The 15,588-nt window shown below is 73.0% G+C and carries 11 protein-coding genes; 8 read left to right on the top strand and 3 right to left on the bottom strand.

The features are described from left to right. Positions 1-179 precede the first annotated feature (179 nt). The 3 genes from recN (at position 180) to ACGFNI_RS22900 (ending at position 4,381) form a co-directional block, all read left to right on the top strand. The gene (recN, locus tag ACGFNI_RS22910; protein WP_393686497.1) at positions 180-1,907 is read left to right on the top strand and encodes a DNA repair protein RecN; all 1,728 of its coding nucleotides are present in this window, start codon (positions 180-182) and stop codon (positions 1,905-1,907) included. 56 nt (positions 1,908-1,963) lie between these two features. After that, positions 1,964-2,752 carry a hypothetical protein gene (locus tag ACGFNI_RS22905; RefSeq protein ID WP_393686445.1) on the top strand — a complete coding sequence of 263 codons (789 nt, stop codon included), beginning with the start codon at positions 1,964-1,966 and terminating at the stop codon, positions 2,750-2,752. Between the two features lie 468 nt (positions 2,753-3,220). Next, complete coding sequence (locus ACGFNI_RS22900) at positions 3,221-4,381, top strand: glycosyltransferase family 4 protein (protein WP_393686443.1); 1,161 nt, start codon at positions 3,221-3,223, stop codon at positions 4,379-4,381. 22 nt (positions 4,382-4,403) lie between these two features. On the opposite strand, the gene ACGFNI_RS22895 is transcribed toward ACGFNI_RS22900, so the two are convergent. Together ACGFNI_RS22895 and ACGFNI_RS22890 are read right to left on the bottom strand one after the other, a co-directional pair. Beyond that, positions 4,404-6,038 (bottom strand): PucR family transcriptional regulator, encoded by a 1,635-nt coding sequence (locus ACGFNI_RS22895; protein ID WP_393686442.1) that lies wholly within the window; start codon positions 6,036-6,038, stop codon positions 4,404-4,406. A gap of 88 nt (positions 6,039-6,126) precedes the next feature. After that, positions 6,127-7,173: a LacI family DNA-binding transcriptional regulator gene (locus tag ACGFNI_RS22890; RefSeq protein ID WP_393686441.1), complete on the bottom strand. Its 1,047-nt coding sequence runs from the start codon at positions 7,171-7,173 to the stop codon at positions 6,127-6,129. A gap of 143 nt (positions 7,174-7,316) precedes the next feature. Here ACGFNI_RS22890 and ACGFNI_RS22885 point away from each other — a divergent pair, with 143 nt between their 5' ends. The 3 genes from ACGFNI_RS22885 to ACGFNI_RS22875 are packed head-to-tail and all read left to right on the top strand — an operon-like array spanning position 7,317 to position 10,907. Beyond that, on the top strand, positions 7,317-8,330 hold the full coding sequence (locus ACGFNI_RS22885) for a glycoside hydrolase family 16 protein (protein WP_393686439.1): 1,014 nt from the start codon (positions 7,317-7,319) through the stop codon (positions 8,328-8,330). After that, complete coding sequence (locus ACGFNI_RS22880) at positions 8,327-9,496, top strand: beta-1,3-glucanase family protein (RefSeq protein WP_393686437.1); 1,170 nt, start codon at positions 8,327-8,329, stop codon at positions 9,494-9,496. The genes ACGFNI_RS22885 and ACGFNI_RS22880 overlap by 4 nt, the downstream gene beginning before the upstream one ends. Positions 9,497-9,554: 58 nt before the next feature. After that, complete coding sequence (locus tag ACGFNI_RS22875) at positions 9,555-10,907, top strand: MFS transporter (RefSeq protein WP_393686435.1); 1,353 nt, start codon at positions 9,555-9,557, stop codon at positions 10,905-10,907. A gap of 33 nt (positions 10,908-10,940) precedes the next feature. Here the strand turns inward: ACGFNI_RS22875 and ACGFNI_RS22870 are convergent, their stop codons facing one another. Beyond that, positions 10,941-12,752: a glycoside hydrolase family 15 protein gene (locus tag ACGFNI_RS22870; protein ID WP_393686496.1), complete on the bottom strand. Its 1,812-nt coding sequence runs from the start codon at positions 12,750-12,752 to the stop codon at positions 10,941-10,943. A gap of 411 nt (positions 12,753-13,163) precedes the next feature. Here ACGFNI_RS22870 and ACGFNI_RS22865 point away from each other — a divergent pair, with 411 nt between their 5' ends. Both ACGFNI_RS22865 and ACGFNI_RS22860 read left to right on the top strand, forming a co-directional pair. Beyond that, positions 13,164-14,834, top strand: coding sequence for a CTP synthase (locus ACGFNI_RS22865; protein WP_393686434.1), 1,671 nt, complete (start codon positions 13,164-13,166; stop codon positions 14,832-14,834). Positions 14,835-14,928: 94 nt separating this feature from the next. Beyond that, entirely contained in the window at positions 14,929-15,555 is a 627-nt protein-coding gene (locus ACGFNI_RS22860) for an NUDIX domain-containing protein (RefSeq protein WP_393686432.1), read from the top strand. Positions 15,556-15,588 lie beyond the last annotated feature (33 nt).

The following is a 15,588-nucleotide window of genomic DNA, read 5'->3' as shown; positions in this document are numbered from 1 at the left end:
CGGTCCGCTGCGATCTGCGAGCGGCTCGATGAGCAGCCTGCCGGTCGGGAGCACCCCGCACCATGAGGGGTTCCGCCCTCTTCGGGTGGGGTTTTCCGCAGTGCCGGGGGCGGCGGAGGCAGGGAGGCCGTCGCGGGGCGGCCGTGGAACCTCGTAAGGTCGTATCCGTGTTGGAGGAGATGCGGATCCGGTCCCTGGGCGTCATTGACGACGCCGTTGTCGAGCTGTCCCCGGGCTTCACGGCGGTGACGGGTGAGACAGGTGCGGGCAAGACCATGGTCGTCACCAGCCTCGGCCTGCTGCTCGGCGGGCGCGCCGACCCCGCCCTGGTGCGGATCGGCGCCAGATCGGCGGTCGTGGAGGGCCGCATCACCATGGCCGCCACCGCCCCCGCCGCGGTACGCGCCGAGGAGGCCGGCGCCGAACTGGACGAGGGGGCGCTGCTGATCAGCCGCACCGTCTCGGCCGAGGGCCGCTCGCGCGCCCACGTCGGCGGCCGGTCCGTCCCGGTCGGCCTGCTGGGGGAGTTGGCGGACGACCTGGTGGCCGTGCACGGCCAGACCGACCAGCAGGGGCTGCTGCGCCCTGCCCGCCAGCGCGCGGCCCTGGACCGCTACGCCGGTGACACCGTCGCCGTACCGCTGGTCAAGTACGCAGCCGCCCACCGCAGGCTGCGCGCCGTCGTCACGGAACTGGACGAGCTGACGACCCTGGCCAGGGAGCGGTCCCAGGAGGCCGACCTGCTGCGGTTCGGCCTGGAGGAGATCGCCGCGGTCGAACCGCAGCCGGACGAGGACACCGAACTCGCCGCTGAGGCCGAGCGGCTCGGCCACGCGGAGTCCCTGGCGTCGGCGGCGAGCGCGGCGCACACGGCGCTGGCGGGCAACCCCGAGGACCCGGAGAGTGTGGAGGCCGCGACCCTGGTCGCCGGCGCGCACCGTGCGCTGGAGGCCGTACGCAGCCACGACCGGGAGCTGTCCGCACTGGCCGACCGGCTCGGCGAGATCGGCATCCTGATGGCGGACGTCGCGGGCGAACTCGCCGGGTACGCGGACGGCTTGGACGCCGACCCGCTGCGGCTGGCCGCGGTCGAGGAGCGCCGCGCCGCCCTGACCCACCTGACGCGCAAGTACGGCCAGGACATCGCCGCCGTACTGGCCTGGTCGCAGGAGAGCGCCGCGCGCCTCGCCGAGCTGGAAGGCGACGACGACCGGATCGGCGGGCTGACCGTCGAACGTGACGCACTCCGCGCCGAACTGGGCGAACTGGCACAGGCGTTGACCGATGCCCGCACCGCATCGGCCGGCCGGTTCGCGGACGCGGTGACCGCGGAACTCGCCGAACTCGCCATGCCGCACGCCCGGGTGAGCGTCGCGATCCGCCAGACCGAGGTGGCGGATGAGACCGAAGGCATCGAGGTCGGCGGCCGTGCCGTCGCCTACGGGCCGTCCGGCGCCGACGAGGTGGAACTCCTGCTCGCCCCGCACCCGGGCGCACCGCCCCGGCCGATCGCCAAGGGGGCGTCCGGCGGTGAACTCTCCCGGGTGATGCTCGCGGTGGAGGTCGTCTTCGCCGGATCCGACCCGGTGCCGACGTACCTCTTCGACGAGGTCGACGCGGGTGTCGGCGGCAAGGCGGCCGTCGAGGTCGGCAGGCGGCTGGCCAGGCTCGCCAGGTCGGCGCAGGTCGTGGTGGTCACCCACCTCCCGCAGGTCGCGGCGTTCGCCGACCGGCAGCTGCTGGTGGAGAAGACCCACGACGGCTCGGTCACCAGGAGCGGCGTCACCGTCCTGGAGGGCGAGGAGCGGGTCCGCGAACTCTCCCGGATGCTGGCCGGCCAGGAAGACTCCGAAACGGCCCGCGCGCACGCCGAGGAACTGCTGGAAACGGCCCGTACGGGGCGCTGAACCGGCCGGGAGCGCACCGGGAGCCCCACGGGCCGGTGCCGCGAGAGAGGAGCGCCATGGTGGCGGGGGCGGGGAACGGCACGGCCAGGACGCGGACGCTGCTCGCTGCGGCCGGGGTGACCCGCGCCGCCTACGAGGTGCTGCGGCGACGGCCACCGGGCGGCCGTGCCCGGTGGGAGCGGACGAACCACGCGGGCCGGACCGTGGACCTGCACGCCGGTCTCGCGGTGGCCGCGGGCACCGCCGTCGCCGCGGCCACCGCGCCGGGGCTGCCCGCCCGTACCAGGACCGCCGCGGCCCTCGCCGTGCTCGCCGCGGGCGCCTGCGGGGCGTACGACGACGCGGCCGGTGCCACCGACCCACGGCGCGGCTTCCGGGCGCACCTCGCGGCGCTGCGCACCGGCGAGGTCACCAGCGGCTCCGTCAAGCTCTTCGGGATCGGCACCGCCGGGCTCGCCGCCGGCGCTCTGCTCACGAACCGGCCGGTCGACGCGCTGCTCGCCGGGGTGGTCATCGCGGGCTCCGCCCACCTGGTGAACCTCGTCGACGTCCGGCCCGGACGGGCCGCGGGCACCGTGCTGGCCATCGGCGTGCCGGGGCTGCTGCGCGGCGGCGCGGCGGGTCCGCTGTCCGCCGTGCCGGTCGGGGCCGCGACTGCCGTCATCGCCGACGACATCGGTGAACGCACCATGACCGGCGACACGGGTGCGCACGCGCTCGGCGCCGCCGTCGGCCTGGCGATCGTGGCGGGCAACGGCCGCACGGGCCTGGCCGCGCACGCCGCCGCCCTGATCGCCGCCGCGGCGGCGGGCGACCGCATCAGCCGGGCGGTCGGCGCGGTCTGAACCCGCTTCGGGAGCCGTGGCGGGCCGCCGCGCACCCCGGCTACGGGAACGGGTGTTTTGTCACCCATGTGAGTGGTCCGCCGGGGACGCGGGTGAGACATCCCACCTGAACGGCGGGCGAACGGTGCCGAATTGACGCCGACGGGCTGGCATCCTGGGGCGCGGTGCGCGCGCCCGGTGTGCCCCGCCTCCCGCGTACGGCCTGTGTGACGCGCTCGCGCCGGGGCAGCCGTACGGAGGCGCCGCGGCACCCGGAGGAACGGCGCCCCGGCCCGCACACCCCCCGCCCGGCACCACGGCACCACCACGAACCCACCGCACACCGCACCGCACAACTCGCCCTACACGCCGCACCACGGACCTCACCGCGCAACCCGCCACAACTCACCGCAGTACACAGCACCTTGTCGATAACGGACCGTCCAGCCGGTACGGTTCCACCGTCCGCCGACCCAGGAGCCCCCGCACGTGACCAGCACACCGCCCCCGTCGCACGGCCGCGCGCCGCTGCGCACGGTCCAGGTGCTGGGAAACGGCGCCGCCGGGAGCGCCACCCACGTCCGTTCCCTGACCGCGGGACTGGTGGCGCGCGGCGTCCTGGTGACGGTCTGCGCTCCCCACGAGGCCGAAGCGGCCTACGGATTCGCCGCGGCCGGCGCACGGTTCGCGCAGGTGGCGGCGCGTACGGACCCGGTGAGCCTGGGTGCGCTGCGCAGCGCCTGCTGGGACGCCGACCTGGTGCACGCGCACGGGCTGCGGGCCGGACTGCGCGCCGTACTGGCGGTGCGCGGACTGCGGGCGCCCCGGGGCGGGCGGGTGCCGCTCGTCGTCACCTGGCACACCAGGGCGCACCCCGAGGGCGCGCGGACCCGGCTCGTGCACCTGATGGAGCGCAGGGTGGCGCGGGCCGCGGCCGTCGTCCTGGGAGTCTGCTCCGACCTCGTCGACCGGGCGCGCGAACGGGGCGCGCGCGACGCCCGGCTGGCGCCCGTCACCGTCCCGCACCCCGGCGGAGCCGCGGGACCGCCCCCGGACACCGACCGGACGCGGCACAAGGAGCGGGCCGAACTGGGTGCCGTGGACCGTCCGTTGATCGTCTCCGTCGGCCGTCTCGAACCGCACCAGGGCCACGACCTGCTGCTGGACGCCGCGCACGCCTGGTGCGCGCTGGATCCGCAGCCGCTGCTGGTCATCGCGGGCGAGGGCGCGCGGCGTCCCGCGCTCCAGCGGCGGATCGACGCCGAGCGGCTGCCCGTCCTGCTGGCAGGGCGCCGCGACAACATCCCCGAACTCGTCGCCGCGGCCGACGTGGTGGTGCTCGCCAGTCGCTGGGAGGCCAGGTCACCGCTCGCCCAGGAAGCGCTGCGGGCCGGTGTCCCCCTGGTGGCCACCGACACCGGCGGTACCCGTGAACTCGTGGGCGGGGCCGCCGAACTGGTCGGCCACGGCGACACGGCGGCTCTCGCCCGTACGGTCACCGGCCTGCTCGCCGACCCGGAGCGGCGGGCCGCACTGGCCGCGGCAGGCCCCGTACAGGCGGCGGAGTGGCCGACGGAGGACGACACGGTCGCGCAGGTCCTCAGCGTCTACGACGAGCTGACCCAGCCCGGAGGCAGCCACTCCGATTGACGGCTGGGGCACCGGACACGCCCTAACCCCGCTCCGCGTGCCGCCGGGCGCGCAGGGCCAGCCGGAGGCCGAGCACCGTCTGCGCGTCCTCCAGGTCGGTGTCCAGGAGCTGGGCGATACGGGCCAGCCGGTCGTACAGGGTCTGCCGGTTGACGTTCAGATCGCGGGCCGTCTCGGCCTTGCGGCCCGCGCTGGCCAGATACGCCTCAAGGGTCGGCAGCAGCGGCTGGCGGGCGCTCCTGTCGTGGCGCAGGAGCGGTCCGATGGCGCGGTCAACGAAGTCCGCGAGCACCCCCTCCTCGCCGTGTTCGCGCATCCGCCACAGCAGCAGTTCGATGTCAAGACTGCGGGCGTCGAACCAGGGCTGCGGCGGCAGTCCCTGGGCCGCGGCGGCGGCCTCCGCCGCGTGCCGCAGCCCGGATCCGGCCGCCGCCCAGTCGCCCGCCGTGCCGATGACGACCACCGGGTGCTGCGCCGACGGACGGTCGAGACCGGCCCGCACCACCCCGGCGTGCAGCGCGGCGGCCACCCGGCCGGCGAGCGCCTCACGGTCCTGGCCCGCGCGCAGCGCGACCAGCAGCGGCACCCGGCCTTCCACGGGCCGTACGCCGAGCAGCACCGGCACCCCGGGCGCCGCGAGTTCCTCGCGCAGCGCCTGGGCGAGCACCGCCCAGCTGCCGGGGGAGGGGAGCTGGGCGGGCATCCGCATCACCACCGGGACGACCGGATCGGAGCCGGGGCGGAAGCCCAGCAGCCTGGCCTGCCCCGGTGCCTCGGCCGCCGAGACCCGGCCCTCGGCCAGGTCGGCGAGGAAGTCACCGCGACCGCGCGCCGCGAGCACCTCCTCCTGGCGGGACTGGAGCATGACGACGGCAAGGAGGTCGGCGGCGCGTTCGGCGGCGATCCGGTGCACCGGGGCCGGCGGGGTGTTGACGGGCAGCAGAACCAGGCGGGCGCGCACCGCGTCCGGGCCGTGTCCGCCCCCGGGTACGTCGATGCGGACGCCGGTGTCCCGCAGCCCTTCCCAGGCCACCAGCGGGTCGGCGTCCGCGGGCCCGCAGCCGTCACCGTCATCGGGGCCAGCCGCGTACAGCGGGCTGCCGTCGGGGGCCTCCAGGCAGAGCGGATTGCCGGTGAAGACGGCCAGCAGCCGCAGTATCTCGGGGGCGCCGCCACCGCCCAGCAGCACGTCCGTACAGCGCCGCAGCAGCTCGTCGGCGCGGCGCAGCAGCGTGTAGTGGCTGTTGACGATCTCGGTGTGGATCGCTTCGGTGACCGTGACGTACGGGACCTCGCGGTGCAATTGGATCAGCGGCAGTCCGCACTCCTGCGCGGCGTCGACCATCGCCGACGGCAGCGAGGCGAACCGGGAACCCAGCTCCACGACGAGGGCGGCGATCTCGCGGTCGGCGAGCTTGCGGATGAACGCGCGCTGATCGGTGGGCCGCGAGCCGAGACCGAGGCCGGTGGTCAGCAGCAGCTCGCCGCCCTTGAGCAGCGAGGCGATGTGCGGCACCTCCCCGGCGTGCACCCAGCGCACCGGCCGGTCCAGCCGGTCCTCGCCGGCCAGCACCTCCGGCAGCCCGCGTCGCAGGGCGGGCAGCTCAAGCGCCCTGCGTACGGTGATCTCCGCTTCGATCTTCGATTCCTGCCCCATGGCGTCGAACGGTACCCGCAGTCCGTCGTCGCACGTCACGGGCGGCGGCGGCCCGGCGTCCCACGCCTTCCGGGGCGCCGCCCGCCGCCTACCCCGACGATTCGCGGATCACCAGCTCCGCCCCGGTGATCACCGGCCGCGGCGCGGGCCCGCCGGACCCCTGCGCGCCCAGCCGCCGCAGCAGCAGCCCGGCCATCAGCCGGCCCATCTCCTCGACGTCCTGGCGGACGGTGGTCAGCGGCGGATCCGCCCAGGCCGCGGGCTCCAGATCGTCGTAGCCGACCACCGCCACGTCATCGGGCACCCGCCGCCCCCGGGCCCGCAGGGTCCGCAGCGCGCCGTGCGCCATCAGGTCCGACGAGGCGAAGACCGCGTCCAGATCCGGTACGGCGTCGAGGAGACGGGCCATCGCCCCCTCGCCGCCCTGCGCGGTGAAGGCCCCGTCGGCGATCAGCCGCGGGTCGAGGCCGGCCGGCGCCAGGACGTCGCGGTAGCCGTGCAGGCGGTCGATGGCCGAGGTCTGGTCGAGCGGCCCGGTGATCACCGCGATCCGGCGGCGACCGCGTTCGACGAGATGGCGGACGGCCTGCCGGGCGCCGTCGCGGTTGTCGGTGTCGACGTACAGCGGATGCGGTTCGCGCGCGGCGCCCGGCCATCCCGGGCGTCCGCCGTAGACCGTCGGAAGCCCGGCGTCCGCGGCCATCGCGGGCAGCGGGTCGTCACGGTGCAGGGAGAACATCAGCGCCCCGTCGACGTGCCCGGCCGCCAGATAGCGGCCGATGCGGTCGTAGTCGGCGCGGTGCGTCACGAAGAGGAGCAGCAGCTGAGTGTCGGCCGCAGACAACTCCCGGCTGATGCCGCGCAGTTGACGGCCGAAGAACGGGTCGGAGAAGACCCGGGTCTCCGGTTCGGCGATGACCACGGCGACCGCGCCGGTCCGCCGGGTGACCAGGGCGCGGGCCGCGTTGTTGGGGACGTAGCCCAGGTCGGCCACCGCCCGCCTGACCTTTTCCCGGACCGTGTCGCGCACTCCGGCACCGCCGTTGACCACGCGCGAGACCGTGGCGCGCGAGACGCCGGCGCGCGCCGCGACCGCCTCCAGCGTAGGGCGCTGTCCGTTCGCATCGGACGCCATACAACTCCTTTTTCCCCGCGGTGGGTTGACGCTGGTGCCGTCGAGTCGGCAGGGTGCCGGTACACGATATGAGAGCGCTCTCAGAACGTGTACCCCTATCGTGAACTCCTCCTTCCCCCCCACCGTGTCGAGGAGAGAATGTCATGAGCATGAGTTCGCGGACGAGGGCGGCGCTGCTCGCCGCCTGTGCCGCATTGGCCGTCACCGGCGCGTTCACCGTCGCCACCGCGTTCGCGGGTGAACCGGCCCCCACCGCCACCCGGGAGGCGTCCCCCACCGCCTTCCAGGAGGTCTGGCACACCGACTTCGACGGCGCCGCAGGATCGCGCCCGTCCGCCGACGACTGGATCACCGATACCGGAACCGGCTACCCCGGAGGAGCGCCCAACTGGGGCACGGGCGAACGCCAGACGTACACCGACGACCCGGCCAACCTCCAGGTCGACGGGGAAGGCCACCTCAAGATCACGGCGTGGAAGGACGGCGGCACCTGGACCTCGGGCCGCATCGAGACCCGCCGCACCGACTTCGCCGCCCCCGCGGGCGGCAAGCTCCGCATCGAGGCGAGCATCCGGATGCCGGATATCTCCGGCGACCGGGCGCTCGGCTACTGGCCGGCGTTCTGGACGCTGGGCGCCGACTTCCGCGGCAACTACCAGAACTGGCCTGGCATCGGCGAGTTCGACATCATGGAGAACGTCAACGGCGCCAACCAGGTGTGGGGCACCCTGCACTGCGGGGTCAGCCCCGGCGGGCCCTGCAACGAGACCCAGGGCAAGGGCAGTTCACGGGAGTGCCCTGACACCGCCTGCCAGGCCGGCTTCCACACCTACGCGCTCGAACTCGACCGCACCGACAGCGCGGCGGAATCGCTGAACTGGTACGTCGACGGACAGCGCTTCCACACCGTCACCTCCGCCGACATGGACGCGGACACCTGGGCCAAGGCCACCCACCACGGCCACTTCCTGCTCCTCAACCTCGCCATGGGCGGCGGGTTCCCGGACGGCGTCGCAGGCCACGCCACCCCCACCGACGCCACCGAGCCAGGCGGCTCCCTCCTCGTCGACCGCGTCGCCGTCTCCGTCGCGCAACCCGCCGCGTCCCGCACCGCCGCCCGAGCCCCGCGCACCGCACCGCAAGGAGCCATGTCGTGATCACTCGCCGCACCCTGCTCGGTTCACTCGCCGCAGGCGCCGCCACCGTCTCCGGGATCGCCGTCGCGGGACGCGCCATAGGTGCCCCCGCCCCCCTCGGCGAAGCGGCGGCCGGGATGCCGCTGCACATCGTCAACAACTCCGGCAACTACGCCAATTCCTCCGTCTGGCTCTACATCGTCGGCAACGACGGCACCCAGCAGGTACGGGTCACACCGGAGGGCGAACTCAAGCCCGTCGCGGTCTCCGACAACGGCGCGGACGGCTTCACCGACTACGCGATCCCGCTCGCCGCGAGCGGCACCACCACCCTTCAGCTGCCGCAGATGTCCGGCCGCATCTACACCGCGCTCGGCAGCAAGCTCAAGTTCAAGGCGGTCGAGGACGGCAACGGCAAGGCGGCGCTGGCCTATCCGGCCGGCTGGGTCTCGTCCGACCCCAACTACGACGTCCTGCACGACTGCGCCGAGTTCACCTACAACGCGGGCGGCATGTACTGCAACACGACCATGGTCGACATGTTCAGCGTGCCCCTCGCGATCAAGCTGACCGGCGCCAAGGACCAGACCACCGGCACCCTCAAGGACGGCGCCCGCGCCAAGGTCTTCGCCGACGTCAAGGCCGCCGAGGGATTCGACCGGCTGGTCATCGACGACAAACGCGTCATCGCCCCCGGACACGGCCTGGACAGCGGCCTGTTCGGCAAGGACTACTTCGCCCCCGCCATCGACGACGCCTGGTCCGCCTACGAGGGCAAGGACCTGAAGGTGACCACCAACGCCGGCACGTTCACCGGCCGGGTCAGCGGCGGCAAACTCTCCTTCACGGGCCCCGCATCGGTCGCCTTCGACAAGCCATCCACCCGCGACGTCCTCTTCTGCGACGGCACGCTGGCCGCCCCCAACGACGGCACCACAGGACCGGTGGCCGCCATCCTGGGCGCCGCCCTGAACCGCTCCACCCTCCTCTCCGCCGCGGCCCAGCCCGCCACCGACCCGGCCGCCTTCTACCAGGAACAGCTCACCAACCACTACGCCAAGGCCATGCACGCGGCCACCGCGGACGGCAAGGCGTACGGCTTCGCCTTCGACGACGTGGCCGGCTTCGCCTCGTACATCGAGGACGGCGCCCCGAAGGAGATCACCCTCACCCTCACCCCGTTCTGAGCCACCACCGGTCCGATCCCGGCAGCACGCCGCGCCCCGGACTCCTACGCTGTGCCGCATGTCAGGTACCGCGCAAGCATCCAACGGCCCTGCGGAAGAACGGGGTGCGGCTCCGGCGGCCACCGCCGTGGACCGTGCGACCGCCGCCCTCGTGCAGCGGCGCACGGTCAGGGTGCTGATGTCCGCCCAGATCGTGGCCGGCATCGGCATCGGCTCGACGCTGTCATCGGGGGCCCTGCTGGTCGGCAGGCTCAGCGGCTCGGAGGTGGCCGCCGGGTTCGCCACCACGTCGGCCACGCTCGGCGCCGCCCTGCTCGGCATCCCGCTCGCCGCGCTCTCCCGCTCCCGCGGTCGCCGGGTCGGCCTCGGCTGCGGCTGGCTGATCGCCACCGCGGGCACCCTGCTGGTACTGCTCGGCGCCGCCCTGGGCCGCGCGGAACCGGTCCTGGCAGGCACCCTCCTGCTCGGCGCGGGCACCGCGGCCAACCTCCAGTCCCGGTACGCCGCCGCCGACCTCGCCGACGACGGCAACCGGGCCCGCGCGCTGTCCCTCGTCGTCTGGTCCACCACCGTCGGCAGCGTGATAGGTCCCAACCTCAGCGGCCCGGGGGAATCCGTGGCCCACGCCCTGGGGCTGCCCGGCGAATCGGGGACGTTCCTCTTCTCCGCCGTGGCGTTCCTGGGCGGCTGGGCCCTGATCTGGTTCCGGCTCCGCCCCGACCCGCTGCATCTCGCCGCCGCCCTGGCACGGGCCGAATCCGGCCATACCGGGGACGGCGCCACGGCCGGAATGTCCACCCCGCCCGCCCCGGCCCGTTTCACCACCCGCACCGCCGACGCGCTGCGCCACGTCAGGGCCTCGCCCGCCGCCCTGCTCGGCCTGCTCTCGCTCGTACTCGGCCACGCCGTGATGGTGTCCGTGATGACCATGACACCCGTCCATCTCGCCCACCACGGCGCGGCGTTGAGCGTCGTCGGCTTCACCGTCAGCCTGCACATCGCCGGCATGTACGCGCTCTCGCCGCTCATCGGCAGGCTCGCCGACCGGATCGGCAGGGTACGGGTGATCCTCGCGGGCCAGGCCGTCTACCTCGGGGCCGCGGTGCTCGCCGGCACCGCGGGCGCCGCCCACTGGGCGACCGTCACCGGCCTGTTCCTGCTCGGCCTCGGCTGGTCCTGCGTGACCATCGCAGGATCCACCCTGCTGACCGAATCCCTCGCCACCGAACAGCGCTCCGAAGTGCAGGGCCTCGCCGACACCCTGATGAACCTGGCCGGCGCGCTCGGCGGCGCGCTCGCCGGCACCACCGTCGCCCTGATCGGCTACGGCGGCCTCAACGCGGCGGCAGCGGTACTCGTCCTGCCGGTCATCGTGCTGGCACTCGCACCGCGGGCCCGCACCGAAAGGTGAACGGGCCCGCAGTCAGGGAGAGTTGACGTCAGGTCAGCCCCCGCCGTACGCCCCGCTGGCGGTCAGCCGCAGCGCGGTGTCGATCAGCGGGACGTGGCTGAACGCCTGCGGGAAGTTGCCCACCTGGCGCTTGTTGTGCGGATCCCACTCCTCGGCCAGCAGCCCGAGGTCGTTGCGGAGCGAGAGCAGCCGCTCGAAGAGCTTGCGGGCCTCCTCGACCCTGCCGATCATCGCCAGATCGTCCGCCATCCAGAACGAGCAGGCCAGGAAGGCCCCTTCCTCACCTTCGAGCCCGTCCACCCCCGCCTCGTCGGCGGACGTCGGATAGCGCAGGATGAAGCCGTCCTCGGTGGCGAGCTCCCGCTGGATCGCCTCGATGGTGCCGATGACCCGCTTGTCGTCCGGCGGCAGGAAGCCCATCTGCGGGATGAGCAGCAGCGACGCGTCCAGCTCCCGCGAGCCGTAGGACTGCGTGAAGGTGTTGCGCTCCGCGTCGTACCCCTTCTCGCAGACGTCGCGGTGGATCGTGTCGCGCAGTTCCTTCCAGCGCTCCAGCGGGCCCTCCACGTCGCCGGACTCGATCAGCTTGATCGTGCGGTCGACGGCGACCCAGGTCATGACCTTGGAGTGGACGAAGTGCCGCCGCGGGCCGCGGACCTCCCAGATGCCCTCGTCCGGCTCGTCCCAGTGCTGCTCCACCCAGCGGATCAGCTTCACCTGGAGCAGCGAGGCGTAGTCGTTGCGGGCGAGCCCGGTCATGTGCGCGAGGTGCAGCGCCTCGGTGACCTCGCCGTACACGTCCAGCTGGAGCTGCCCCGCGGCGCCGTTGCCGACCCGGACCGGCTGCGAATTCTCGTACCCGGGAAGCCAGTTGAGCTCGTTCTCGCCCAACTCCCGTTCACCGGCGATGCCGTACATGATCTGGAGGTTCTCCGGATCGCCCGCCACCGCGCGCAGCAGCCACTCGCGCCAGGCCCGCGCCTCTTCCCGGTAGCCGGTGCGCAGCAGCGAGGAGAGGGTGATCGCGGCGTCCCGCAGCCAGGTGAAGCGGTAGTCCCAGTTGCGGCTGCCGCCGATGTCCTCGGGCAGCGAGGTCGTCGGCGCCGCCACGATCCCGCCGGTCGGCGCGTACGTCAGCGCCTTCAGCGTGATCAGCGAACGGACCACCGCGTCACGGTAGGGACCGTGGTACGTGCAGTGCTCGACCCAGTCGCGCCAGAAGTCCTCGGTGGCCTCCAGCGACGCCTCCGGCTCCGCCATGGCCGGCGGCTGGTGGTGCGAGGGCTGCCAGCTGATGGTGAAGGCGATCCGCTCGCCCGGCGACACCGTGAAGTCGGAGTACGTCGTCAGATCCTCGCCGTAGGTCTCCGCCGAGGTGTCGAGCCACACCGAGTCGGGACCTGCGACCGCGACCGTCCGCCCGTCCACCTTGTGGACCCAGGGCACGACCCAGCCGTACGAGAACCGCATCCGCAGCTCCGAACGGACCGGAACGCTGCCGCTGACGCCCTCCACGATGCGCACCAGCTGCGGCGCGCCGTCCCGCGGCGGCATGAAGTCGATGACCCGGACCGTGCCGGCCGGGGTGTCCCACTCGGATTCGAGTACGAGTGAGTCCCCGCGGTAGCGGCGGCGGTCGGCGGGCTGCGGTGCGGCGCCATCGGCGTGGGCGGGGCCCATCCGCCAGAACCCGTGTTCCTCTGTGCCCAGCAGTCCGGCGAAGACCGCCGGCGAGTCGAAGCGGGGTAGGCACAGCCAATCGACTCTGCCGTCCCTGCACACGAGAGCGGCGGTTTGCATATCGCCGATGAGTGCGTAGTCCTCGATGCGCCCGGCCACGTGCATCTCCCGTCGAACTGGAGTCACGCCCCCCATGGGACGTTGTGAGCTGTCCGTCCTGCCCATGAAACGTTGTCGAGCAACGGGACCGGAAATCGGGCGGGGGTGGTGCCTTACCGGACGGCTCGTAACGAGTGCCCGAGCAGGATACGACGCGCGCAAGTGATCTGCGCGACGCTCAGGAGAGTGCAGTCACCCGAATGGGTGACGAATGCCGCGCTCCCGGTCACGGACGTGGCCGGGAGCGACCACGCCCGGTCGCTGATAGCCTGGTACCCCGTGGACCGGTGGGCCCCACAAATGTCACGGCAGATGTCACGGCACCCCCGAGCCGCAGCGAAGGCACCCCTCGAATCTCCGGGGCCGGCGCCGCATCGCACCTCTCCACCTCGCGACCACGGGAGTTCCCTCTTGGCCATGCCGCCCAAATCCACGACGACCAAGCATCTCTTCGTCACCGGGGGCGTCGCCTCCTCGCTCGGCAAGGGGCTGACCGCCTCCAGCCTGGGCGCGCTCCTCAAGGCGCGTGGCCTGCGGGTCACGATGCAGAAGCTCGACCCGTACCTGAACGTCGACCCGGGAACGATGAACCCGTTCCAGCACGGCGAGGTCTTCGTCACCAACGACGGCGCCGAAACCGACCTGGACATCGGCCACTACGAGCGGTTCCTCGACGTCGACCTCGACGGCTCCGCGAACGTGACCACCGGCCAGGTCTACAACACCGTGATCGCCAAGGAGCGCCGCGGCGAGTACCTCGGTGACACCGTGCAGGTCATCCCGCACATCACCAACGAGATCAAGCACCGCATCCGGCGGATGGCGACCGACGACGTCGACGTCGTCATCACCGAGGTCGGCGGCACCGTCGGCGACATCGAGTCGCTGCCGTTCCTGGAGACCGTCCGCCAGGTGCGCCACGAGGTCGGCCGCGACAACGTCTTCGTCGTGCACATCTCGCTGCTCCCGTACATCGGCCCGTCCGGTGAGCTGAAGACCAAGCCGACCCAGCACTCGGTCGCCGCGCTGCGCAACATCGGCATCCAGCCCGACGCGATCGTGCTGCGCGCCGACCGCGAGGTGCCCACCGCCATCAAGCGGAAGATCTCGCTGATGTGCGACGTCGACGAGGCCGCGGTCATCGCGTGCCCGGACGCGCCGTCCATCTACGACATCCCCAAGGTCGTGCACGCCGAGGGTCTGGACGCCTACGTCGTCCGCAAGCTGGACCTGCCCTTCCGTGACGTCGACTGGACCCAGTGGGCCGACCTGCTGGAGCGCGTCCACAACCCCGACCACGAGGTCAAGGTCGCGCTGGTCGGCAAGTACATCGACCTGCCCGACGCCTACCTCTCGGTCACCGAGGCGCTGCGCGCCGGCGGTTTCGCGAACAAGACCCGCGTGAAGCTGAAGTGGGTCACGTCCGACGACTGCAAGACCCCGGCCGGGGCCGCCGAGCAGCTCGCGGACTGCGACGCCGTGTGCATCCCCGGTGGCTTCGGCGACCGCGGTGTGGACGGCAAGGTCGGCGCGATCACCTACGCGCGCGAGCACAAGCTGCCGCTGCTCGGCCTGTGCCTGGGCCTCCAGTGCGTGGTCATCGAGGCCGCCCGCAACCTCGCCGGCATCGAGGGCGCCAACTCCACCGAGTTCGACCCGGCGGCCACCGACCCGGTCATCTCCACGATGGCCGAGCAGAAGGACATCGTCGCGGGCGAGGGCGACATGGGCGGCACCATGCGCCTTGGCATGTACCCCGCCAAGCTCGCCGAGGGCTCGATCGTCCGCGAGACGTACGACAACCAGCCGTACGTCGAGGAGCGCCACCGCCACCGCTACGAGGTCAACAACGCCTACCGCAGCGAGCTGGAGAAGAAGGCCGGTCTGGTCTTCTCGGGCACCTCACCGGACAACACCCTCGTCGAGTACGTCGAGTACGCCCGCGAGGTGCACCCGTACCTGGTCGCCACCCAGGCGCACCCCGAACTCCGCTCCCGCCCCACCCGCCCCCACCCGCTCTTCGCCGGGCTGGTGAAGGCGGCTGTGCAGCGGCAGCAGAAGGCGCCCAAGAAGGGCGCCGTGAAGTAGCGCGCGGCACGACGGATACGGTTGCCGGGGCAGGGATCTTTCGGGATCCGTGCCCCGGTTTCTGCGTTGCTACAAGGCTCACACAGGAGGACGCATGGCGATCAAGGACACCCCCGAGGAGTGGACGGTCACCGCGACCACGACGCCCTTCACCGGGAACAAGACCAGCGTGCGCACCGACGAGGTCGTGATGCCGGACGGCTCCACCGCCAAGCGGGACTACCAGGTCCACCCCGGCTCCGTCGCGGTCCTCGCCCTCGACGACGAGGGCCGGGTGCTGGTGCTGCGCCAGTACCGCCACCCCGTACGCCAGAAGCTGTGGGAGATCCCCGCCGGCCTGCTGGACGTCCCCGGTGAGAACCCGCTGCACGCCGCGCAGCGCGAGCTGTACGAAGAGGCGCACGTCAAGGCGGGCGACTGGCGGGTGCTCGCCGACGTCTACACCACGCCGGGCGGCTGCGACGAGGCGGTGCGGATCTTCCTCGCGCGCGATCTGGCGGAGGCCGAGGGCGAGCGGTTCGAGGTGTCGGAGGAAGAGGCCGACATGGAGCTGGCGCGGGTGCCGCAGGACGAGCTGGTGCGCGGCGTGCTGGCCGGCGAGCTGCACAACAACTGCCTGGTGGTCGGAGTCCTGGCGCTCACCGCGGCGCGGGACGGCACGGGCCTTGCGGACCTGCGCCCGGCCGACGCGCCCTGGCCGGCCCGCCCCTTCACCGCCTGAGCCGCCCGAGGATCCGCCGCTCCGCCACCGCCA

This window comes from Streptomyces sp. NPDC048644, assembly GCF_043199105.1.
Taxonomy (GTDB): Bacteria; Actinomycetota; Actinomycetes; order Streptomycetales; family Streptomycetaceae; genus Streptomyces.
The sequence above is the reverse complement of the archived record's forward strand: the minus strand, read 5'-3'. Positions and strand labels throughout refer to the sequence as shown.

Coding starts and splice junctions, on each gene's coding strand:
- recN (WP_393686497.1), top strand. CDS start 180: ATGCGGATCCGGTCCCTGGGCGTCATTGACGACGCCGTTGTCGAGCTG.
- ACGFNI_RS22905 (WP_393686445.1), top strand. CDS start 1,964: ATGGTGGCGGGGGCGGGGAACGGCACGGCCAGGACGCGGACGCTGCTC.
- ACGFNI_RS22895 (WP_393686442.1), bottom strand. CDS start 6,038: ATGGGGCAGGAATCGAAGATCGAAGCGGAGATCACCGTACGCAGGGCG.
- ACGFNI_RS22890 (WP_393686441.1), bottom strand. CDS start 7,173: ATGGCGTCCGATGCGAACGGACAGCGCCCTACGCTGGAGGCGGTCGCG.
- ACGFNI_RS22885 (WP_393686439.1), top strand. CDS start 7,317: ATGAGCATGAGTTCGCGGACGAGGGCGGCGCTGCTCGCCGCCTGTGCC.
- ACGFNI_RS22875 (WP_393686435.1), top strand. CDS start 9,555: ATGTCAGGTACCGCGCAAGCATCCAACGGCCCTGCGGAAGAACGGGGT.
- ACGFNI_RS22870 (WP_393686496.1), bottom strand. CDS start 12,752: ATGCACGTGGCCGGGCGCATCGAGGACTACGCACTCATCGGCGATATG.
- ACGFNI_RS22865 (WP_393686434.1), top strand. CDS start 13,164: ATGCCGCCCAAATCCACGACGACCAAGCATCTCTTCGTCACCGGGGGC.
- ACGFNI_RS22860 (WP_393686432.1), top strand. CDS start 14,929: ATGGCGATCAAGGACACCCCCGAGGAGTGGACGGTCACCGCGACCACG.